The following is a 22,103-nucleotide window of genomic DNA, read 5'->3' as shown; positions in this document are numbered from 1 at the left end:
ACTTTGCTGTAAGGTGTGGATTAATCATGCTTTATGTGATGAAAGATGCATATAAGCTACTGTTAAATATGCTTTGTAACAATTTCGACTAGAATGTATACCAGATTTCGCTGGTCGTTATCGCGCACAATTTTAGAATACGGAAACATTATTGTCGGAACCTGTGGGAGTATAAACAATGCAAGAGAATTATAAGATTCTGGTCGTGGATGACGACATGCGCCTGCGCGCATTGCTTGAGCGTTACCTTACCGAGCAGGGCTTCCAGGTTCGTAGCGTCGCTAACGCTGAGCAGATGGATCGTCTGCTAACCCGTGAATCTTTCCATCTGATGGTGCTGGATTTAATGCTGCCAGGCGAAGATGGTCTCTCAATTTGCCGTCGTTTGCGCAGTCAAAGCAATCCGATGCCAATCATTATGGTCACGGCGAAAGGCGAAGAAGTGGATCGCATTGTAGGGCTGGAAATCGGTGCCGACGATTATATTCCAAAACCGTTTAACCCCCGTGAGCTGCTGGCGCGTATTCGCGCGGTGCTGCGTCGTCAGGCCAATGAACTGCCGGGCGCGCCGTCTCAGGAAGAAGCGGTGGTTGCGTTTGGTAAATTTAAGCTCAATCTCGGCACCCGTGAAATGTTCCGCGAAGATGAGCCGATGCCGCTGACCAGCGGTGAGTTTGCGGTATTAAAAGCGCTGGTGAGCCACCCGCGCGAGCCGCTTTCGCGCGATAAACTGATGAACCTGGCGCGCGGTCGCGAATACTCGGCGATGGAGCGCTCCATTGACGTGCAGATCTCACGTCTGCGCCGCATGGTGGAAGAAGATCCGGCGCATCCGCGCTATATCCAAACCGTTTGGGGCCTGGGCTACGTGTTTGTACCGGACGGCTCTAAAGCATGATGCGAGTGCGTTTCTCGCCGCGAAGTTCATTTGCCCGCACCCTGTTATTGATTGTCACCCTGCTGTTCGCCAGCCTGGTGACGACTTATCTGGTGGTGCTGAACTTCGCGATTTTGCCCAGCCTCCAGCAGTTTAATAAAGTTCTCGCCTACGAAGTTCGTATGTTGATGACCGATAAACTGCAGCTGGAGGACGGCACGCAGCTGGTGGTGCCTCCCGCTTTTCGTCGGGAGATTTACCGCGAGCTGGGCATTTCGCTTTACTCCAACGAGGCCGCGGAAGACGCCGGTCTGCGTTGGGCGCAGCATTATGAATTCTTAAGCCAGCAAATGGCGCAGCAGCTTGGTGGCCCGACGGAAGTGCGCGTTGAGGTCAATAAAAGCTCGCCGGTGGTGTGGCTGAAAACCTGGCTGTCGCCCAATATTTGGGTGCGCGTGCCGCTGACCGAAATCCATCAAGGGGACTTCTCCCCGCTGTTTCGTTACACGCTGGCGATTATGCTGCTGGCGATTGGTGGTGCCTGGCTGTTTATTCGTATCCAAAACCGTCCTCTTGTCGACCTTGAGCACGCCGCGCTGAAGGTGGGGAAAGGGCATATCCCGCCGCCATTACGGGAATATGGCGCATCGGAAGTGCGTTCGGTAACGCGCGCGTTTAACCAGATGGCCTCCGGTGTGAAGCAACTGGCCGACGATCGTACGTTATTGATGGCGGGCGTCAGCCACGATTTACGTACGCCGCTGACGCGCATTCGTCTGGCGACAGAGATGATGGCGCAAGAAGATGGCTATCTGGCGGAGTCGATCAATAAAGATATTGAAGAGTGCAACGCGATAATTGAGCAGTTTATCGATTATCTGCGCACCGGCCAGGAGATGCCGATGGAAGTGGCCGAACTGAACGCGGTGCTTGGCGAAGTGATCGCCGCCGAAAGTGGCTACGAACGTGAAATTGACACCGGATTGCACCAGAGCGAGATTTTTGTGCGTATGCACCCGCTGTCCATTAAACGCGCCGTCGCCAATATGGTGGTCAACGCGGCACGCTACGGTAATGGCTGGATTAAAGTCAGCAGCGGCACCGAACTGAACCGCGCCTGGTTTCAGGTAGAAGATGACGGTCCGGGGATTAAACCTGAGCAGCGCGAACACCTGTTCCAGCCGTTTGTGCGCGGAGACAGCGCGCGCAGCACCAGCGGCACCGGGCTGGGTCTGGCCATCGTACAGCGTATTGTTGATAACCATAACGGCATTCTTGAGCTGGGCACCAGCGAGCGGGGCGGTTTATCTATCCGCGCCTGGCTGCCAATCCCGATTGGCCGGCTGAGCGGTCAACATAAAGAAGCATAAAAAAACCCGTCGCTGTGACGGGTTTTGTTGCTCTTGCGTAGCCGAATTACACTTTTGGCCCGGCGCTGACCAGCGCGGCTCCCGCAGGGGTATCGGTGTATTTCTCGAAATTCGCAACAAACAGCGCGGCCAGCTGCGCGGCTTTCTCCTGCCATTGTTCAGGAGAGGCGTAGGTATTGCGCGGATCGAGAATGCGCGTATCCACCCCCGGCAACGAGGTAGGGATCGCCAGGTCGAACATCGGCAGAGTAAAGGTTTCGGCATCATCCAGCGAACCATCAAGAATGGCGTCGATAATCGCGCGCGTATCTTTGATTGAGATGCGTTTGCCGGTGCCGTTCCAGCCGGTATTCACCAGGTAAGCCTGCGCCCCGGCAGCCTGCATTCTTTTCACCAACACTTCCGCATATTGCGTTGGGTGCAGCGACAAAAACGCGGCGCCAAAACAGGCGGAGAAGGTCGGCGTCGGTTCGGTTACGCCGCGCTCGGTGCCGGCAAGCTTAGCGGTAAACCCGGACAGAAAATGGTACTGCGTCTGGCTGGCAGTCAAACGAGATACCGGCGGCAGCACGCCGAAAGCATCCGCGGTCAGAAAGATGACTTTTGTCGCGTGGCCCGCTTTCGAGACCGGTTTAACAATATTCTGAATATGGTAAATCGGATAGGAAACGCGGGTGTTTTCCGTTTTTGAGGCATCATCGTAATCAATGCTGCCATCGGCACGGACGCTGACGTTTTCCAGCAGCGCATCGCGACGGATAGCGTGGAAGATATCCGGTTCCGCTTCTTCTGAAAGCCTGATGGTTTTGGCGTAGCAGCCGCCTTCAAAGTTAAACACCCCGTCATCATCCCAGCCGTGCTCGTCATCGCCAATTAAACGGCGTTTCGGGTCGGTGGAAAGGGTGGTTTTGCCGGTGCCGGAGAGGCCGAAAAAAACCGCTACATCGCCTTTTTCGCCGACGTTTGCCGAGCAGTGCATCGAGGCAATTCCCTGCAGCGGCAGCAGGTAGTTCATGATCGAGAACATTCCCTTCTTCATCTCGCCACCGTACCAGGTCCCGCCAATCAGCTGGATGCGCTCCGTAAGGTTAAAGGCGACAAAGTTTTCTGAGTTCAGGCCTTGTTCTTGCCACTGCGGGTTAGTGCACTTCGCGCCGTTCATCACGATAAAGTCGGGTTCAAACTCCGCCAGCTCTTCATCGGTTGGGCGAATAAACATGTTCTTAACGAAGTGTGCCTGCCAGGCGACTTCGGTGATAAAACGTACCGAAAGGCGGCTGTCTTCGTTTGCGCCGCAAAAAGCGTCAATAATAAACAGGCGTTTAGCGGAGAGTTGCTGCGTTACCAGCTCTTTTAAATGTTGCCAGACAGCAGGGGAGAGCGGCTTATTGTCGTTCTTACCTTTGCCTTTATCAGCCCACCACACGGTATCGCGGGTAGTGTCATCACGCACAATATACTTATCTTTCGGCGAACGTCCGGTAAAGATACCGGTATCGACGGCGACCGCACCAGACGTCGTTAACACGCCCCGCTCAAAGCCTTCCAGCTCTGGACGAAGCTCTTCCTGATACAGCGTATCGTAATCGGGGTTGTAAACGATCTCCTGAACGTCGTTGATGCCATAAGCCTTGAGATCCTGCGGGGTTAAGCTCTTAACACGCATTTCACTGCTCCTTAGCCAATATGTACTGCCTAAAATTGTAGGGTTGTTTTTTGCCCGCTTACCGGGACGAGGCTCATAGATTTACCTAAGGTGAAAAACCTGAACTAATGAAAAACTCTGTGAGTATGGTCACGCAGCGACACGGATTATGGCAAAAGTAGAGGATTTTATGGCAAAAATGTTTCGCAAATAGGCGTATGCAACATTTTCAACCGCAGGATTGTGACTGTAATCGCTTTCATGAAAGAAAGTTACGTACTACTTTCAGAAAACATTTTAGCAAAAACGTGACAAAGTCTACAAAAGCGCCGCCCGAAGGCGGCGTATGTAAAGAATCAGTGAACCTGCGGATCGGCAGGCGAAGCGTTGTTACGGATCTCGGCGATGTCCATCGCGTTAAACAGATAGTGGCTACCGCAATAGTCGCAGTGCATATCGATTTCACCTTCTTCCGCCAGAATGCTGTCGATCTCCTCATCCGGCAGTGTTTTTAGCGCGCCTGCGCAGCGCTCACGCGAGCAGGTGCATTTGAATTCAACATCCTGCGGATCGTACAGCGTGACTTCTTCTTCGTGATACAGGCGCCACAGTACATCTTCTGCCGCCAGCGTCAGTAGCTCTTCCGCTTTGATGGTGTCCGTTAACACCGCCAGATGCTCGAAATCTTCGGCCTGGGTTTCCTGGGCCGGTAACACCTGCAGCAGCATACCGCCCGCCGCCGGTTGACCGTCAACGTCGCCGGTACGGATAAACAAACGCGTCGGCAGCTGTTCTGAGCGCAGGAAGTAATCTTCCAGGCACGCCGCCAGCGTATCACCTTCAAGGCCGACAACGCCCTGATAACGTTCGCCCTCTTCCGGTGTAATGGTGATAACCAAATAACCGTTGCCCACCAGCGTTTTAAGATCCGCATCGTCCGGCACGTCGCCCTGAACGCGCGCAACGCCGCGCATTTGCTGGCGATTATTACCGTTGATCACCGCCAGGGTCATCGGGCCATCACCCTGCAGCTGCACGGTGATATCACCGGCGAATTTCAGCGTCGCCGTCAGCAGGCTGGTTGCCACCAGCAGTTCGCCGAGGACCTTTTTTACCGGTAGCGGATAAGTATGATTTTCGAGGATCTGCTTCCAGGTATTGGAAACCGTCACCAGCTCGCCGCGCACGGCATAATTTTCAAACAGATAGCGGTGTAATTGGTCTTGAATGGCCATGGTTATCTCTCTTGCGGGTGAGCGTTACTCGCTATCACCTAATTTAAATTTAATCAGATCGCGGCGCTCTTTCTTATCCGGACGGCGATCGGGATGCGGCATCGTTAGGGCATTGAGTTTGCGGGCCTGCGCCATTTTTTCGCGCTTCTCAATGCTCTCCGCCGTCTCTTCGTACAACTCGGCTGCTTCGCTTGCGGGACGACGTTGTTCAGTAATGCCTTTGATAATGACGGTGCGTTCGTCATTTCCCTGACGCAGCGTGAGCGTCGCGTTCAGCTCAACGATTTTACTCGGCTTACTGCGCTGCCCGTTGTAATGCACTTTTCCGCCGTCAATCATTTCACGGGCAAGGGCGCGCGTTTTATAGAAACGTGCCGCCCAGAGCCATTTATCCAGACGAACGTCCTGCGCAGGCTGCTGTTTCATCACATCTCCTTGAGAAGAGAAGGGATCAGGCCGCGGTAGTCATTTGTGCCTGGATGGCGCAGGTAACTTTTTTCCGCCAGCCCTGAATCCGGGTTGGTCACGCCCAGGCAGTAACGGATGCCAAATTTCGCTGCCGCATCAAGAATCGGTTCGCTGTCATCGATAAACAGCGTACGTTCCGGGTTAAGCCCCGTTTCTTGCGCGACGGCCTGCCACAGGCGCTGATCCTCTTTCGGATACCCAAATGTATGGGTAGAAAGTAATAAATCAAGGTGTGACGCAAGGCCGGTATGCTCAAGCTTCACCGCCAGATTATGCGGGTGCGCATTGGTCAGCAAAATGCGGCGCTTACCGCTTTTCTGTAATGCATCCAGAAAAGGGACCGTATCGTCACGCAGCACCGCGCGTGGACCTTGCTGGGTGGTCATGGCGCAAATATCGAGGCCGAGACGTTCGCTCCAGTAATCCAGACAGTACCAGTTTAGCGTATGCTGCACGGCGTGATACTCCTGGCGCAGAGCGTTATGCGCCTCTTCGGGCGTTAAGCCTTGCTTGATGCCGAAGGTTTCGGGCACCAGTTTTTGCCAAAAGAAGTTATCAAAAGCGAGATCGAGCAGCGTGCCGTCCATATCCAGCAGAACGGTATCGACGTCCTGCCAGGGGATATCAAGATGCATTAGAAACTCCAGCGGGAAGAAAACGTGCGCGACAGGTTAACACAGAGTGCAGGGTGGATCGTTAATCGGCCAGGCTATCCTGACCTTGCAAAAACGGGGGATTCAGACAGCTTGCATAATAGTGTTGGATCTCTTCGATACGCGTGCGATTGCGCTGATAACGCCGCAGCGCCAGCACGCCGTTATAGAGGCTACACACCACCATAGCCACCAGCAGCAGCGTAGTAGCCGCGTAGCGCCACAGCCCGGCCGCATCAGGCATGCGATGCAGGCTGATATGTTTGGTACCGTTGGCATCGGTATAGAGATTGGTAATGATCCCTTCGGCATGGAACGGGGTGCGCATCAGCATCTGCGCCAGTCGCTGGAACTCATTCCACTGCTCCTGGGCCGGATAGTCATACAGCGCGATCGGCGGCCAGGGCTGATCAACCAGCTCGCTGCCCTCTTCACTGCTGATAACAAAACCGCCCGGCGCCGGGCTATTCAGCGCCTGAGCCGCACGGGTGGTTTCGCGCATAATGAAGGGCGCGGTCGATGTCGTGACTAAATTATCCAGCGACTCGGCGCTGACCGGGCGCAGCAATACGTTAACCCCGGTCAGTTTCCCTTCGCTGGCGCGCTTGGTCAGCGTCTCCCAGTCTTTACTGTTGCCGAGGTTAACCAGCGCATTCTTCAACCGCAAACACTCGTCATCGGCGGCGCACAGCTGCTGGGTTTTCAGTACGATATCGGCAAAGTCATCCACCAGCACCATGCCGGATTTCTGAATGGCCGAGCGCAGCACCGGGCTGACGCGAGAATCTTCTTCGGTGGTCGGGTGCAACTGGCGACTCACCGCCTGAGCAAGGGCGGTGGCTTTATTGACGATATCGGATTCCGGCAACGGCAACGGCGGGGCGTTGTTCCAGATAATTTGCGAGCAGTCGAACGGTGTGAACGGCAACGTCTGGCGCGAAGCCCAGTTGCCTTGTGCATGAATGTTACACATGCCGGTTCCGCTGATGCGCAGCGTATCACCAATGCGCAAACCGGCCGCTTCGAGCTGGTTAACGCTGCTCGCTTCAACGGTCTGCGCGCCTTTTATCCACGAGACGGTAAATTTGATCGGCATATCCAGCGGCACCCACATCAACAACATCGCCAGTACCACCAGCGAACCAACAGAGATTACCGCGCTGCGTACCCAATGCTGGAGCGGGAAGTTTTTCACTTCATCATGTAAAGAGAGAAAACGGCCCTGACGCACAACGTGGCGATCGAGGTAGATATCGATATCGGTCTGCTGGCCTAAATCCTGGGTGATAAAGGGCTGCCAGTGACGCGGATAGATCAGGTCGATAATACCTAAAGAGATATTATTCATTTGCTCCTGATTATTCTCACCGAACAGCCCCCAGCGCTTTGGCGTGCCACGCAGACAATGAATCTCCCGTAGCGTGTTTTTTGCCGGCGGCGCGTATAACCCCCAAAGCCCGGCGGCAAGCAGCATCACGCCGCCGCCCGCCAGCCAGGGAATAAAGACGTCGGGCGAGGCGAGACAGAAGAAAAACATCATAAATGAAAGCGAGATCAGCAAGGCCTCGCGCATCCCATCCGGGCGGCTTAAGGCATACTCTTCGACGGTTTCCCGGCGAATATTCAGCAGCTCAATTTGCTCGCTCTCTTCGCCACGAATAGCGGACTGATTCGTCGCTACGCGCTCCAGTTCGGTGCCGCCGCCGCGCTCTTCATGCCTGTATTCGCTAAGAGTGTGCCCGTTAAGCGAAATAATGAGCGGCAATGAGTCGGTACGGATCAGTTCAACGCGGTTTTCGTCGGTGATGTACTGCTCCCAGGAGGGCGGCAGATGGACTTCTACAGAATCGAGATAGTAGCGCCATTTGTTCGGCGCGTCGGTGGTGATGCCATAGCGGGTGATGGAGTGGGTCACCAACAGTACCGTATTGCTGTGGGCATTCAGTTTGATAGCAACCGGCGCGGCAATGGCCCCGGTAGGTGCAGGATCGTTTTGCGTGCGTGAAAGGGCCTCAAGATAGCTCTCGGCCGTTTCACGCTCTTCTGAAGTCAGTTTACGGGTGGTCGCGCCGGTGAATGCCTGCAAATGAGGCAATCGGTACCGACGTTGCGACCTGAACCTGAAAATCCATCCGGTGAGGAATGCGCAGGCCAGCATAGCAGCGAAAAAAATCAAAATGGTGCTCATGCTTTCCCCATCTTACTTTTGCTAACAGGTGTAGTCAGTTGCACCCTTCACGTAACTATCTAATGTGGCTGGCCGTTTAAGCAAGCAATTACTTGAGTATTTTTAAGCGCATACCAATCGGGGTGAGAATAGCAAAACCCCCTGGGTGGGAATATCAGCAAATTCTTAGTTTTATTTCAACCTATTGACTTTTAGATTAAATTGGGGATTGAATCGGGAGAGGTTGCAAGAATGTAAATTAGCGGCAAAGTACATTGCTCAAACAGTGCGTAGTGTCGCACAATAACGCAAGTTTCTCTGCAAAGACCGGTAATAATGAGCGAATCATTGCAAAAACCCACCATTCTTAACGTTAAAACCGTCGCCTCTTCACGACTTTTTAACGTTGAAAGCGTGGATCTTGAATTCAGCAACGGCGTGCGCCGCGTTTATGAGCGTATGCGTCCCTCAAAACACGAAGCCGTGATGATTGTGCCGATTGTCGACGATCATCTGATTCTGATCCGCGAATATGCTGTTGGTACAGAATCCTACGAACTGGGGTTCTCCAAAGGGCTTATCGATCCGGGGGAGAGTATATACGAAGCGGCGAACCGAGAGCTAAAGGAAGAAGTCGGTTTTGGTGCAAAAGAGCTTACTTTTCTGAAAAAACTCAGTATGGCACCCTCCTATTTCTCCAGCAAAATGAACATTGTCGTTGCAGAGGATCTCTATTCCGAGTCGCTGCCGGGCGACGAGCCGGAGCCGCTACCGCAGGTACGCTGGCCGCTGAAGCATTTGATGGATCTGTTAGAAGATCCGGACTTCACCGAGGCTCGCAATGTCAGTGCACTGTTTTTAGTCCGCGAGTGGCTAAAAGGTCAGGGGCGGCTCTAAACCTCGGGATTCATCAATATAAAGGGCGCCGAAGCGCCCTTTTTGCTGCCTGTCGGCCGGGCTTTCCCGGCGCGACATTAAAACAGCTCGTGGGTCTCACCATTATCGATTAACGTCGTGCCCACTTCATGTACCGCCTGCTGCGTCGGCTGGGTACCTTCGATAAAGTACTCCTGACGGCTACTGCCACCGTTCGCCAGTTGGCCGGTGCTGCGGTCGATATTTACCGTTACTACGCCAGGCGGCGGCGTTAACGGCTCTTCCGGCACGCCTTCCAGCACCGCTTTCATATAGGCATCCCACGCAGGCTGTGCGCTTTTCGCGCCGCCTTCATAGCCGGAGATCTGATCTTTAATCGCCCCGGATGCGGTGGTACGTCCCAAATCCCGACGATGATCGTCAAAGCCGATCCACACGGAAGTCACCACGCCCGGCCCATAACCTGAGAACCAGGCATCTTTTGAGCTGTTGGTGGTCCCGGTTTTGCCGCCAATATCGTTGCGCTTGAGATCGCGACCCGCGCGCCAGCCTGTTCCCTGCCAGCCGGGTTCGCCGAAAATGTTACTGTTCAGGGCGCTTTTAATTAAAAACGACAGCGGGGTGCTGATAACGTGCGGGGCGTACTCTTCAGCGCCGACTCGCTGTACCAGCGCCTGGTTAGCCTGTTCAAGCTGCGGCTGCGGTACCACGGTGTTCTGTTGCTCCTGCGAGGTTGCCACGTTTTCCATATCTTTATTTTCCAGCACGTTTGATTTCGGCGTATCGCCGTAAATCACCGGAATATCGCAATCGGGGCAGGCGACTTTAGGACGGGCTTCAAACAGCACAGTGCCCTGATCGTTCTCGATTTTGCTGATGAAATAAGGGTCGACCAGGAAGCCGCCGTTCGCCATCACCGAATAGCCGCGAGCCACCTGCATTGGTGTAAAAGAGGCGGAACCGAGCGCCAGCGATTCTGTATGCACAATGTTTTGCGCCGGGAAGCCGAAACGCTGCAGATATTCTGCTGCGTAATCAACGCCCATTGCGCGCATCGCACGTACCATCACCACGTTTTTTGACTGTCCCAGCCCTTGGCGTAAACGAATCGGCCCGGCATACTCGTCCGGGGAGTTTTTAGGCCGCCAGTCTGAGCCTGCGCCCGCATCCCAGCGAGATATTGGCGCATCGTTCAGCACGCTTGCCAGCGTCAGGCCTTTATCCATCGCGGCGGTATATAAGAAAGGCTTGATGTTGGAACCGACCTGGCGAAGCGCCTGGGTCGCGCGGTTAAACTTGCTCTGATTAAAATCGAAGCCGCCAACCAGCGCCAGCACGGCACCGTTACGCGGGTTGATAGAGACCAGCGCGGAGTTCACGTCCGGCACCTGCGCCAGCCACCAGGCGTCACCCACCTTGCGCACCCAAATTTGTTGCCCGGCCTGCACCACATCGGTGACTTTGCGCGGCGTGGCGCCCTGCTGTGTATCTGAGCGGTATGGTCGCGCCCAGCGCATGCCATCCATATGTAACGCGACGGAGGTGCCATCCGCCATCATCGCTGTTGCTTCCTGCGGATTGGCGCTGGTCACGACGGCCGGAGACAGGGGACCGTAGTTCGGCAGCGTTTTCAGGGAGTCGGTAATTTTTTTACTGTCCCACGCCGCTTCGCCCACTTTCCACAGCACATTCGACGGGCCGCGATAACCGTGGCGCATGTCGTAATCCATCACGTTATTACGCACCGCATCCTGTGCCGCCTGCTGCACTTTTCGGGTAATGGTGGTGTAAACGCGGTAGCCATCTTCATAGGCTTTTTCGCCGTAGCGATTCACCAAATCCTGACGCACCATTTCCGACAGATAAGGGGCGGAAAAAGCAATTTCCGGCGCATGGTAATTAGCGTCAATCGCTTCACTGCGCGCCTGCTCATACTGCTGGTCAGTGATGTAGCCTTCGCTTTGCATACGCGCCAGCACGACATTGCGGCGCGCGGTGGCACGGTCGAGGGAGTAGAGCGGGTTAAAGGTTGACGGCGCTTTCGGCAGACCGGCAATCACCGCCATTTCGCTCAGGGTTAGCTGATCGACAGATTTACCAAAATAGACCTGTGCGGCAGCGCCCACGCCATATGCGCGGTAACCGAGATAGATCTTATTGAGGTAAAGCTCAAGGATTTCGTCCTTGCTCAGTAACTGTTCAATACGAATCGCCAGGAATACCTCTTTGATCTTACGCATAATCGTGCGTTCCGGACTCAAAAAGAAATTTCGCGCCAGCTGTTGCGTAATGGTACTTGCGCCCTGCGACGCACGTCCGGAGAACATGGCGACGCTGGCGGCGCGGAAAATCCCCACCGGATCGACCCCGTGATGCTCATAGAAACGGCTATCTTCGGTGGCGATAAACGCTTTGATCATTTCAGGCGGGATTTGGCTCAGCGTCAGTGGGATACGGCGCTTTTCCCCATACTGCGCGATCAATTCGCCATCAGCGCTATAGACCTGCATTGGCAGCTGTAGCCGTACATCTTTCAGCGTGGCGACGTCAGGTAACTGTGGCTCAATAAATTTGTACAGACCGAAAATCGAGCCTGCTCCCAGCAGTATGCAAATTACTGCAAGGATGAATAAGTACTTTACGAACTTCACTGGAGGTTTCCCATTTAGAGTCATTTGGGCAGTTTATAAACAACCGCGCGGTAGTATAAAGGCAAGGCTGATGCATTGATATAGCGTCATCCAGAGAGACGATAAGGAGATCGGGATTTATGGCCTTTAGACACTGGCAAATTGGTTTGCATATTCAACAAGATGGCATCTTCATTGTTGCCCTTGCCGCCGGGCGTCGCGGACAGGCGCTGCGCCGCTGGTGGCATCTTCCGTTAGCCCCGCAGGTGGTCACGCAGGGGCGTATCAAAGCGCCAGAACAGCTGCTCGCAGTGCTCCGTCCATGGCGGCAATCTCTACCGCAGCGCCACTGCGTGCGCATGGCATTTCCCGCCGGGCAAACCCTGCAAAAGAAGCTGCCGCGCCCGGCCATTGTCCTGCGCGAACCCGCGCTGACAAGCTGGGTTTCACAGGCGATGGCGCGCGAGCTGGAGATGGCAGAAAGCGAGCTCTGTTTTGACTTCACCGAAGACGAATTCGGCAAAGCGTATGGCGTGACGGCGGCACAAAACAGAGATGTGGCGACACTGATGGAGATAGCGCAGACGCTTTCGCTGCACCTTTCTTCTATTACCCCGGATGCCAGCGCCCTGCAGCACTTGTTACCCTGGCTTGCGGCACCGGCCCGTTGCCTTGCCTGGCGTGACGAGCAGCAATGGTTATGGGCGACCCGTGAAAGTTGGGGACGACGCGCGCGGGATGAGGCTGAAAATGTGGTCTCACTTGCCGCCGTGCTGGGGCTGCCCGTAGATGAAATAGCGCAGTGTGGCGAGATGCCCGGCGAGTTTGATTGCTGGAGCGCTATCCCATCGCGCCAGCCGCCGCTGCCCACCGGCGGTGAGCGCTTCGCCATTGCGCTGGGATTGGCCGTGGCCAGGGGTTACTAATGCAGCCGGTGGTGAATTTTCTCCCCTGGCGACGTCGACAACGGCGGCGTTGTCTGCGCTTCTGGGCGACCGTTTTCCTTGTGACAGCGGTAACGCTTACCGTGGGCGGTACGCTATGGCGAGCATCCGTGGCGGTTGAACTTCGCATAGAAACCCTGTGGCAGCAATCTGATGCTTCGCAACTCGCGAGGCTGCTTGCCGCCGAGCAGCCATTACAGGTTCGATACCAACGTTGGCAGCAGTCACAGGCGAAGTTATTCCGTCGGCAGCGTACCGAGGCGTGGCGACAAACCCTTACTGCCCTTAGCGAAAATTTACCGGCGAAAGCCTGGCTGACGGCTCTGCGCTGGCAGCAAAACCGGCTTGATGTCTCGGGGCTTGCCAGCTCCTTTCACGCCCTTAGAGAATTGCAGCAGGGGCTACAGACGGTTAAGGGATTCCATCTGCAACCCGCTGGCGCGATGGAACGTGACGCGCAGGGGCGCTGGCAATTCCACTTTCAGCTAAACCGGGAAAGTGATGATGCTCAACCCTGAAGGCTGGTTTGCTTTGTCATGGCCAATACGGGCGCTCTGCTGGCTGCTCAGCACGCTTTGCGCCCTGGTACTTTTTGGGTGGCTGGTCATTCGCCCGGTAACGGAGGCGCAGACGCGGCTGGCGAATCAACACCAGCAGCAACATGCCGCCCAGCGTGAACAGTGGCGAAAATTACGCGCGCTGTCGATCCCCTCCGACGCGCTGGCTATTCCGGCGCTGGTTGCCTTTAGCCCGCTGGATTTTCAGTCGCCTGAGCGCCAGCTGGTTCGCTGGCAACCCGCGACGGGTGGCGGAGAGTTAGTGCTGGAAACGGGCTGGAACGAAGTTATTGAGACCTTTGTGCTGCTGACGGAGCGCGGTATGCAGGTACCCGCATTTTCGCTATTGCCCGTTGAAGGCGCGCTGCATTTTACCTTGCGAGTGGAGCAAGATCATGCGGACTAAACGCCTGTTACTGGCCGGCCTGCTTTGTCTGTTGCTGAGCGGCATGCGCGATCCTTTCCAGCCGCCGTTAGATACCTGCCGACTATCTCAACTCAGCCACTGGCAATTTCACGGTGCCGTCATCGGTGAGCACACCATTGGGTTTCTGCGCGATGACGCCGGGCGCTGGTATCGCGTCGCGCCAGGTGAAACGCTGACCAGCGGATGGCGCGTCATCGCTATCAACCAGAACGAGCTGGTGATTGAGATCGGTAAAGAGTGCACTCCAGCGCAATGGCGCTGGCAACGACAAGGAACGCAAAATGCGAAGATGGATAGCAACAACGCTGCTTTTTAGCCTGCCGTTTGCCTGCGCGCAAACCCCGCGGCTGGTGACCCTGACCGTCGACGAGGTGCCGGTCGCCCAGGTGTTGCAGGCGCTGGCGGCGCTGGAAAAACAGAACATGGTGGTCTCCTCTGAGGTTAGCGGCACGGTCTCCCTTAACCTTCAGGACGTGCCCTGGCAGCAGGCGCTACAGATTGTAGCGGCCAGCGCCGGGCTAACGCTAAACCAGCAGGGGAATATCTGGCAGGTAAATACCGTTGCGTGGCGGGAGAAAAAACAGGCGGAGCAGGAAGCGGCGCAACGGCAGCGTAAGCAGAACACACCCACGCAGACGCGCAGTTTCGTGTTGCGTTATGCCGATGCGCAGGAGCTGGCCAAAGCCGGTGAAAAGGTGCTTAGCCCGCAGGGGGCGATTACCGTTGATACGCGCCTTAACCGGCTACTGGTTATTGATACCAAAGCGGGGCTGGCCGCACTGGAACAGTGGATCAGCAAAATGGATTTGCCAGTCGAGCAGGTCGAACTGGCGGCCTGGATCGTCACCATCAATCAGCAAAGCCTGCGTGAACTGGGCGTGAAGTGGGGGCTGGTGGAGGATAAACCTGCTGCTCGCGGCCAGCTCGGCGGTGTTTCCGCTGATTTCTCGGTGGCCAATGCCAGCACGCGTGTCGGCTTTAATATCGGCAGTATCAATGCGCGGTTGCTGGAACTGGAATTGTCGGCGCTGGAGAAAAAACAGCAGTTGGAAATTATTGCCAGCCCGCGTCTTTTGGCCTCCCATCGCCAGCCCGCCAGTATCAAGCAGGGCAGCGAAATCCCCTATCAGGTCGCCAGCGGCGACAACGGCAACACGGCGGTGGAGTTCAAAGAAGCGGTGTTGGGAATGGAAGTCACGCCAACGGTGCTGCCGGATAGCCGCATCAGGTTAAAGCTGCGTATTAGCCAAAATATGCCTGGCCGGGTGTTACAGCAGGCCGGGGGCGAAGCGCTGGCCATAGACAAGCAGGAGATTGAAACCCAGGTAGAAATTAAAAGCGGCGATACGCTGGCTCTTGGCGGGATCTTTTCGCAAAAGCGCTATGTCGATCGTGCGCAGGTTCCGGGTTTAGGCTCCCTCCCTGGTATTGGCAGGTTATTTCGCCAGGACGCGAAAGATGATGAGCGGCGCGAGCTGGTCGTGTTTATCACCCCAAGGTTAGCTGCGGTACATTAAACCCGCCATTATCCCTCTTTTTCTATCGAACTTGGTTCAGGTGTTTGACGTGAGAGATGATTTAGCTTACAAGGAGTACCGATTTGAGCGTCAGTGGTCTCCGTCGAACATTGGGCGGCATTATGAATTGCGTGTTTATTCAGTTGCCAAACCAGCCGGAGTACTGAGATAATTTTCGATCTGACTCTCGCACTATCGCATATGAGGTTTCAGTTCATGTCCTGCTACGCCGGGTATTTGGGCAGCGGGTTTATCATCAACGAATAGTCTTAGTAGTACCGAAAAAATGGCAGAGAAACGCAATATCTTTCTGGTTGGGCCTATGGGTGCCGGCAAAAGCACTATTGGGCGTCAGTTAGCTCAACAACTCAATATGGAATTTTACGATTCTGATCAAGAGATTGAGAAACGAACCGGAGCTGATGTGGGCTGGGTCTTCGATGTTGAAGGTGAAGAAGGTTTCCGCGATCGCGAAGAAAAAATCATCAATGAGCTGACTGAAAAACAGGGCATTGTGCTGGCTACCGGCGGCGGTTCTGTAAAGTCTCGCGAAACCCGTAATCGTCTCTCCGCCCGCGGCGTAGTGGTTTATCTGGAAACTACTATTGAAAAGCAGCTGGCTCGCACTCAACGTGACAAAAAACGCCCGCTTTTGCAGGTGGACGCGCCACCGCGTGAAGTGTTGGAAGCATTGGCCGACGAACGTAATCCGCTGTATGAAGAGATTGCCGACGTGACCATCCGTACTGACGATCAGAGCGCAAAAGTAGTGGCAAACCAGATTATACATATGCTGGAAGGCAACTGATTCTGGCTCAATTCACACGCCTGCGGGTTTAAGCAACTAAGGTGGATGTCGCGTCATGGAGAGGATTACCGTCACTCTCGGGGAACGTAGTTACCCTATCGCTATCGCGGCTGGTTTGTTTAGCGATCCAGCTTCCTTCTCGCCCCTGAAGTCGGGCGATCAGGTTATGCTGGTGACCAACGAGACGCTGGCTCCGCTCTATCTTGATAAGGTCCGTCGTGTTCTTGAACAGGCTGGCGTGAGAGTGGATAGCGTGATTCTGCCGGATGGCGAGCAGTATAAAAGCCTTGCGGTGATGGACACGGTATTCACCGCGCTGTTGCAAAAACCCCATGGGCGCGATACCACACTGGTCGCGCTTGGCGGTGGCGTTGTGGGTGATTTGACCGGCTTCGCGGCAGCCAGCTATCAACGTGGCGTACGCTTTATTCAGGTGCCGACCACGCTTCTTTCTCAGGTTGATTCCTCCGTTGGCGGTAAAACCGCGGTGAACCATCCCCTCGGCAAAAACATGATCGGTGCCTTTTATCAGCCCGCATCGGTAGTTGTCGATCTCGATTGTCTGGCGACGCTTCCGGCCCGCGAGCTCTCTTCCGGTCTCGCGGAGGTGATCAAATACGGCATTATTCTCGACGGCGAGTTTTTTAACTGGCTCGAGCAGAATATGGACGCCTTGCTGCGCCTTGATGGCCCGGCGCTGGCGTACTGTATTCGCCGCTGTTGCGAGCTGAAAGCGGATGTTGTCGCCGCCGATGAGCGGGAAACCGGCTTACGTGCTTTACTGAATCTGGGCCATACCTTCGGCCATGCTATCGAAGCTGAAATGGGCTACGGTAACTGGTTACACGGTGAAGCTGTCGCCGCAGGAATGGTGATGGCGGCCCATGCGTCTGAACGCCTCGGTCAGTTCAGCGCGGCGGATACGCAGCGGATTATCGCCCTGCTTAAACGCGCTGGTTTACCGGTGCAGGGGCCGCAGGAGATGTCCGCGCAGGCTTATTTGCCCCATATGATGCGCGATAAAAAAGTGTTGGCGGGAGAGATGCGCTTAGTGCTCCCGTTGGCCATAGGGAAGAGTGAAGTGCGCGGCGGAGTGTCGCATGAGGTCGTACTTGGCGCCATTGCTGATTGCCAGCAGGCGTAACTATTAGAAAGGTCTGGTCACGCGTCGCGTGGCGTTTAACTTCGGGTGGATGCATGTTGCAGTATCCGCCTTTGTGTGGGGTGTTAAATGGATGAATTCAAACCAGAAGACGAGCTGAAACCCGATCCCAGCGATCGTCGTACTGGTCGTTCTCGTCAATCTTCCGATCGTGTCGATGAGCCGCAAATCAACTTTGATGATATTGAGGTTGAGGCTGACGAACGCCGTCCTTCACGCAGCCGTCGGGCGCGTGATGAGCGACAAGAAGAGAGCTATGCAGAAGATGAAGAAGCCCTTGACGAGGAGCGCGAAGAGCGCCGTCCGCGCAAGCGCAAAAACGCGGCTGCCGCAAAACCTGCCTCCCGCCAGTACGTGATGATGGGCGTGGGGATTCTGGTTCTGCTGCTGTTAATCATCGGTATTGGTTCTGCGCTGAAATCTCCTGCACCTTCCACCAGCAATCAACAAAACGCGCCGGCGGAGAAGAGCATTGATCTTGCCGCGGGCAATAGCAATGCGACGAATACCGGCGCTGCGGATCAGGCAAACGGCGCGCAGCCCGCACCTGGACAGCAGCAAACCGCTGGCAACGCATCTGCACCGCAGGACGTCTCCCTGCCGCCAATTTCCTCCACGCCATCGCAAAGCGAAACACCAGCAGCGCCTGCAAATCAGCAGCGCGTTGAAGTGCAGGGTGATCTGAATAGCGCGCTGTCGCAGCCGCAAAATCAGACCCAGCTTGATAGCGCGGTGAACTCCACGCTGCCGACAGAGCCTGCAACCGTAGCGCCTGTGCGAAACGGCAACGGCGCTGCCCCACGGCAGGCTCAGGCAACGCCTGCGGAAACGCATAACACCGCGCAGCGTAGCGAACGCAAGCAGATGGTCATCGAGCCGAAAACGGTCGCAAAAGAGCCGGCGGCAAAAGCGGAACCGAAAGCCGAATCTAAACCTGTCGCTCAGCCGCCAAAACGGACTGAAACCGCGGCGACCGCACCGGTAAAAGCTCCGGTAGCAACGGCGACACCAACGGCGACGCCAACGCCTGCGCCGACCCAGACGAAAACAGCAACCACAACCGCGCCAGCGGCCAGCGCAGCACCTGCTGCCAACGCTGTTGCCTCTAGCGGCAATGTCGGTGCGCTGAAATCCGCGCCGGGTAGCCATTACACGCTACAGCTGAGCAGCTCATCGAACTACAGCAACCTGAATACGTGGGCGAAGAAAGAGAACCTGAAAAACTTCGTGGTCTATCAAACGACGCGTAACGGTCAGCCGTGGTATGTGCTGGTGAGCGGCGTTTATGCTTCGAAAGATGAAGCGAAGCGCGCCGTTGCGGCGTTACCTGCGGACGTTCAGGCGAAAAACCCCTGGGCCAAACCGATACATCAGGTTCAGGCCGATCTGAAATAATGTATAAAGCGCAGGATGCTGTCGGAGCTTTTTCCACAGCCGGAGAGAGTGTAAGTAATCAGTCAGCATGAAAAAGAATCGCGCTTTTTTGAAATGGGCAGGGGGGAAATACCCCCTGCTGGACGATATCGGAAGGCATCTGCCGCAGGGCGAATGCCTTATCGAGCCGTTCGTTGGCGCGGGTTCGGTGTTTCTCAACACGTCGTACTCCCGTTACATCCTCGCTGATATCAACAGCGACTTGATAAGCCTCTACAACATCGTTAAAGACCAGCCGGACGAATATGTTCGCCAGGCGCGGAAGCTCTTCGCACCAGAAACCAATCAATCTGCGGTTTACTATGAGCTGCGCACAGAGTTCAACCTGTGTCGGGAGCCTTTCCGCCGCGCGCTGCTGTTTTTATATCTCAACCGGCATGGCTACAACGGCCTGTGCCGCTATAATCTGCGCGGTGAATTCAACGTGCCGTTCGGGCGTTATAAGAAGCCCTATTTCCCGGAAGCGGAGCTGTACCACTTCGCCGAGAAAGCGCAGAACGCCTTTTTTTACTGCGAATCTTACGCTGACAGCATGGCCCGCGCAGACGCGAACTCCGTTGTCTATTGCGATCCGCCTTATGCGCCGCTGTCGGCGACGGCCAATTTTACGGCGTATCACACCAACAGCTTTAGCCTTGAGCAGCAGGCACATTTGGCGGCCATTGCCGAAAACCTGGTGCAAAACCGAATCCCGGTGCTGATTTCTAACCATGACACGCTGCTGACGCGCGAGTGGTATAGCCAGGCAAAATTACACGTGGTCAAAGTGCGGCGCAGTATCAGCAGTAACGGCGGCACACGCAAAAAGGTGGATGAACTGCTGGCGCTCTATCGCCCGGCTTCGCGATAAGTCGCCTTCACCGCGCCGCTGCTGACCCCCTATTTTCTCAAGGAGATGCGGATGAAACAGTATTTGATTGCCCCCTCGATTCTGTCGGCTGATTTTGCTCGCCTGGGCGAAGATACCGCCGCCGTACTGGCGGCGGGCGGCGATGTCGTCCATTTCGACGTCATGGACAACCATTATGTGCCGAATTTGACCATCGGCCCGATGGTGCTTAAAGCGCTGCGCAACTATGGTATTACCGCTCCAATCGATGTTCACCTGATGGTAAAACCCGTCGATCGCCTGATCCCGGATTTTGCTGCGGCGGGTGCCAGTATCATCACCTTCCATCCTGAAGCCTCCGAACATGTCGATCGCTCACTGCAGCTGATCAAAGAACACGGCTGTAAAGCGGGGCTGGTGTTTAACCCGGCAACCCCCTTGAGCTATCTGGATTATGTGATGGATAAACTGGACGTGATCCTGCTGATGTCCGTTAACCCAGGCTTTGGCGGTCAATCTTTTATTCCGCACACCCTTGATAAGCTGCGTGAAGCGCGCCGCCGTATTGACGCTTCCGGTTTTGATATTCGTCTTGAAGTCGACGGTGGCGTGAATGTCGACAATATTGGCGCTATCGCTGCTGCGGGCGCGGATATGTTTGTTGCGGGCTCGGCGATTTTCAATCAACCGGATTACAAACACGTTATTGATGAAATGCGTAGCGAACTGGCAAAGGTAAGTCATGAATAAAATGCAGTCGATTAAAGGGATCGCGTTCGATCTTGACGGCACGCTGGTCGACAGCGCGCCGGGGCTGACCGCGGCGGTGGATAACGCCTTGTATGCCCTTGAACTGCCGCAGGCGGGGGAAGCACGGGTCGTCACCTGGATTGGTAACGGTGCGGATGTGCTGATGGAACGCGCGTTTAACTGGTCGCGCCAGGAGCGCACCAGCCAGCGAGCGGCGCAGGGCAAGCCCGATATCGATAGCCAGATCCCGCAGGAAGAGCAGGTGCGCATGCTGCGTAAGCTGTTTAATCGCTATTACGAAGAGACGGTGGAAGAGGGCAGTTTTCTTTTCCCTGACGTGGCGGAAACGCTGGCCGCGCTGCATGCCAAAGGGCTACCGCTGGCGCTGGTGACCAATAAGCCGACGCCGTTTGTGGCACCGCTGCTTGAGGCGCTGGGTATTGCGCAATATTTCACCTTTGTGGTTGGCGGCGATGATGTGGCGAATAAAAAGCCGCACCCGGAACCGTTGCTTCTGGTGTGCAAAAAGCTCACTATTCAACCTCATGAGTTACTCTTCGTCGGTGATTCACGCAACGATATCCTGGCCGCTAAGGCGGCAGGCAGCGTGTCGGTCGGAATGACCTACGGCTATAACTACGGCGAAGTGATTACCGCCAGCGAGCCGGACTATGTGTACGATCGCTTCAAAGATTTACTGCCCGCACTCGGGCTTTCGCACAGTGAACATCAGGAAATGAAAAATGACTAAGCCCATCGTCTTTAGCGGCGCGCAGCCCTCAGGTGAATTGACCATTGGCAACTATATGGGTGCGCTGCGTCAGTGGGTGAACATGCAGGACGACTATCACTGTATCTACTGCATCGTTGACCAGCACGCTATTACCGTGCGCCAGGATCCGCAGGCGCTGCGCAAGGCAACGCTGGACACGCTGGCCCTCTATCTGGCATGCGGTATCGATCCGCAAAAAAGCACCATTTTCGTTCAGTCCCACGTGCCGGAACACGCACAGCTTGGCTGGGCGCTGAACTGCTACACCTATTTCGGCGAACTGAGCCGAATGACGCAGTTTAAAGACAAATCCACGCGTTACGCCGAAAACATTAACGCCGGTCTGTTTGATTACCCGGTACTGATGGCGGCGGACATTCTGCTGTATCAAACGACTCAGGTGCCGGTGGGCGAAGACCAGAAACAGCATCTGGAGCTGAGCCGCGATATCGCCCAGCGTTTTAACGCTATCTATGGCGATATCTTCAAAGTCCCTGAGCCGTTTATTCCGAAATCCGGCGCGCGCGTTATGTCACTGCTGGAACCCACCAGGAAAATGTCCAAGTCCGACGATAACCGCAACAACGTTATCGGCCTGCTGGAAGATCCGAAATCGGTAGTGAAAAAGATCAAACGTGCCGTGACCGACTCCGACGAGCCGCCGGTGGTGCGTTACGATATCGCCAACAAAGCGGGGGTTTCCAACCTGCTGGATATCCTCTCTGCCGTGACCGGTCAGAGCATTGCTGAACTGGAACAGCACTTTGACGGCAAAATGTACGGTCATCTGAAAGGGGAAGTGGCGGACGCGGTATCCGCTATGCTGACGGAGCTGCAGGAGCGTTATCATCGCTATCGCAATGATGAAGCCTTCCTGCAACAGGTGATGAAAGAGGGTGCGGAAAAAGCCAGCGCTCGCGCATCGGAAACCTTGAAAAAAGTCTACGAAGCGATTGGCTTTGTCGCCAAACCGTAACCGGCG

Annotated in this window: 21 protein-coding genes; 15 read left to right on the top strand and 6 right to left on the bottom strand. The window is 55.3% G+C overall.

Annotated elements, in window-relative coordinates; translation table 11 throughout:
* Positions 1-178 precede the first annotated feature (178 nt).
* Positions 179-898: an osmolarity response regulator transcription factor OmpR gene (gene ompR, locus RW65_RS15725; RefSeq protein WP_039057725.1), complete on the top strand. Its 720-nt coding sequence runs from the start codon at positions 179-181 to the stop codon at positions 896-898.
* Positions 895-2,247 carry a two-component system sensor histidine kinase EnvZ gene (gene envZ / locus RW65_RS15720; protein WP_039057724.1) on the top strand — a complete coding sequence of 451 codons (1,353 nt, stop codon included), beginning with the start codon at positions 895-897 and terminating at the stop codon, positions 2,245-2,247. Before ompR ends, envZ begins: the two co-directional genes overlap by 4 nt.
* 46 nt (positions 2,248-2,293) lie before the next feature.
* Here envZ and pckA read toward each other — a convergent pair whose 3' ends face one another.
* The 5 genes from pckA to RW65_RS15695 all read right to left on the bottom strand — a co-directional run bounded on the left by pckA (position 2,294) and on the right by RW65_RS15695 (position 8,436).
* A complete protein-coding gene (pckA, locus tag RW65_RS15715) occupies positions 2,294-3,913 on the bottom strand; it encodes a phosphoenolpyruvate carboxykinase (ATP) (protein ID WP_039057723.1) in 1,620 nt (539 codons plus the stop codon).
* Between the two features lie 335 nt (positions 3,914-4,248).
* A complete protein-coding gene (hslO, locus tag RW65_RS15710) occupies positions 4,249-5,127 on the bottom strand; it encodes an Hsp33 family molecular chaperone HslO (RefSeq protein WP_039057722.1) in 879 nt (292 codons plus the stop codon).
* Between the two features lie 24 nt (positions 5,128-5,151).
* A complete protein-coding gene (gene hslR, locus RW65_RS15705; RefSeq protein ID WP_039057721.1) occupies positions 5,152-5,553 on the bottom strand; it encodes a ribosome-associated heat shock protein Hsp15 in 402 nt (133 codons plus the stop codon).
* Positions 5,553-6,230 carry a GMP/IMP nucleotidase gene (yrfG, locus tag RW65_RS15700; RefSeq protein WP_039057720.1) on the bottom strand — a complete coding sequence of 226 codons (678 nt, stop codon included), beginning with the start codon at positions 6,228-6,230 and terminating at the stop codon, positions 5,553-5,555. The genes hslR and yrfG overlap by 1 nt, the downstream gene beginning before the upstream one ends.
* Positions 6,231-6,291: 61 nt before the next feature.
* Positions 6,292-8,436 carry an intracellular growth attenuator family protein gene (locus RW65_RS15695; RefSeq protein WP_039057719.1) on the bottom strand — a complete coding sequence of 715 codons (2,145 nt, stop codon included), beginning with the start codon at positions 8,434-8,436 and terminating at the stop codon, positions 6,292-6,294.
* Positions 8,437-8,751: 315 nt separating this feature from the next.
* Here RW65_RS15695 and nudE point away from each other — a divergent pair, with 315 nt between their 5' ends.
* On the top strand, positions 8,752-9,312 hold the full coding sequence (gene nudE, locus RW65_RS15690; RefSeq protein WP_039057718.1) for an ADP compounds hydrolase NudE: 561 nt from the start codon (positions 8,752-8,754) through the stop codon (positions 9,310-9,312).
* A 77-nt stretch (positions 9,313-9,389) separates the two neighbouring features.
* Here the strand turns inward: nudE and mrcA are convergent, their stop codons facing one another.
* Complete coding sequence (gene mrcA, locus RW65_RS15685; protein ID WP_039057717.1) at positions 9,390-11,942, bottom strand: peptidoglycan glycosyltransferase/peptidoglycan DD-transpeptidase MrcA; 2,553 nt, start codon at positions 11,940-11,942, stop codon at positions 9,390-9,392.
* A gap of 119 nt (positions 11,943-12,061) precedes the next feature.
* Between mrcA and RW65_RS15680 the strand changes: the two genes are divergently transcribed.
* The 12 genes from RW65_RS15680 to trpS all read left to right on the top strand — a co-directional run bounded on the left by RW65_RS15680 (position 12,062) and on the right by trpS (position 22,097).
* Entirely contained in the window at positions 12,062-12,847 is a 786-nt protein-coding gene (locus RW65_RS15680) for a hypothetical protein (protein WP_039057716.1), read from the top strand.
* A complete protein-coding gene (locus RW65_RS15675) occupies positions 12,847-13,383 on the top strand; it encodes a PilN domain-containing protein (RefSeq protein WP_039057715.1) in 537 nt (178 codons plus the stop codon). Before RW65_RS15680 ends, RW65_RS15675 begins: the two co-directional genes overlap by 1 nt.
* Complete coding sequence (locus tag RW65_RS15670; protein WP_231564397.1) at positions 13,367-13,828, top strand: HofO family protein; 462 nt, start codon at positions 13,367-13,369, stop codon at positions 13,826-13,828. The genes RW65_RS15675 and RW65_RS15670 overlap by 17 nt, the downstream gene beginning before the upstream one ends.
* Positions 13,818-14,165 carry a HofP DNA utilization family protein gene (locus RW65_RS15665; RefSeq protein ID WP_039057714.1) on the top strand — a complete coding sequence of 116 codons (348 nt, stop codon included), beginning with the start codon at positions 13,818-13,820 and terminating at the stop codon, positions 14,163-14,165. Before RW65_RS15670 ends, RW65_RS15665 begins: the two co-directional genes overlap by 11 nt.
* Positions 14,131-15,366, top strand: coding sequence for a DNA uptake porin HofQ (hofQ, locus tag RW65_RS15660; RefSeq protein ID WP_039057713.1), 1,236 nt, complete (start codon positions 14,131-14,133; stop codon positions 15,364-15,366). The genes RW65_RS15665 and hofQ overlap by 35 nt, the downstream gene beginning before the upstream one ends.
* Positions 15,367-15,652: 286 nt before the next feature.
* Positions 15,653-16,174 (top strand): shikimate kinase AroK, encoded by a 522-nt coding sequence (gene aroK / locus RW65_RS15655; RefSeq protein ID WP_039057712.1) that lies wholly within the window; start codon positions 15,653-15,655, stop codon positions 16,172-16,174.
* Positions 16,175-16,229: 55 nt separating this feature from the next.
* On the top strand, positions 16,230-17,318 hold the full coding sequence (gene aroB / locus RW65_RS15650) for a 3-dehydroquinate synthase (protein ID WP_039057711.1): 1,089 nt from the start codon (positions 16,230-16,232) through the stop codon (positions 17,316-17,318).
* Between the two features lie 87 nt (positions 17,319-17,405).
* On the top strand, positions 17,406-18,731 hold the full coding sequence (gene damX / locus RW65_RS15645; RefSeq protein ID WP_039057710.1) for a cell division protein DamX: 1,326 nt from the start codon (positions 17,406-17,408) through the stop codon (positions 18,729-18,731).
* Between the two features lie 67 nt (positions 18,732-18,798).
* Positions 18,799-19,620: an adenine-specific DNA-methyltransferase gene (dam, locus tag RW65_RS15640; RefSeq protein ID WP_039057709.1), complete on the top strand. Its 822-nt coding sequence runs from the start codon at positions 18,799-18,801 to the stop codon at positions 19,618-19,620.
* A gap of 51 nt (positions 19,621-19,671) precedes the next feature.
* Positions 19,672-20,349, top strand: a complete 678-nt coding sequence (gene rpe / locus RW65_RS15635) for a ribulose-phosphate 3-epimerase (RefSeq protein WP_039057708.1) — start codon at positions 19,672-19,674, stop codon at positions 20,347-20,349.
* Positions 20,342-21,100: a phosphoglycolate phosphatase gene (gph, locus tag RW65_RS15630; protein ID WP_039057707.1), complete on the top strand. Its 759-nt coding sequence runs from the start codon at positions 20,342-20,344 to the stop codon at positions 21,098-21,100. Before rpe ends, gph begins: the two co-directional genes overlap by 8 nt.
* On the top strand, positions 21,093-22,097 hold the full coding sequence (trpS, locus tag RW65_RS15625) for a tryptophan--tRNA ligase (protein WP_039057706.1): 1,005 nt from the start codon (positions 21,093-21,095) through the stop codon (positions 22,095-22,097). Before gph ends, trpS begins: the two co-directional genes overlap by 8 nt.
* The last annotated feature ends 6 nt before the right edge of the window (positions 22,098-22,103 follow it).

It is taken from the genome of Enterobacter sp. Bisph1 (genome assembly GCF_000814905.1).
GTDB lineage: Bacteria > Pseudomonadota > Gammaproteobacteria > Enterobacterales > Enterobacteriaceae > Kosakonia.
The sequence above is the reverse complement of the archived record's forward strand: the minus strand, read 5'-3'. Positions and strand labels throughout refer to the sequence as shown.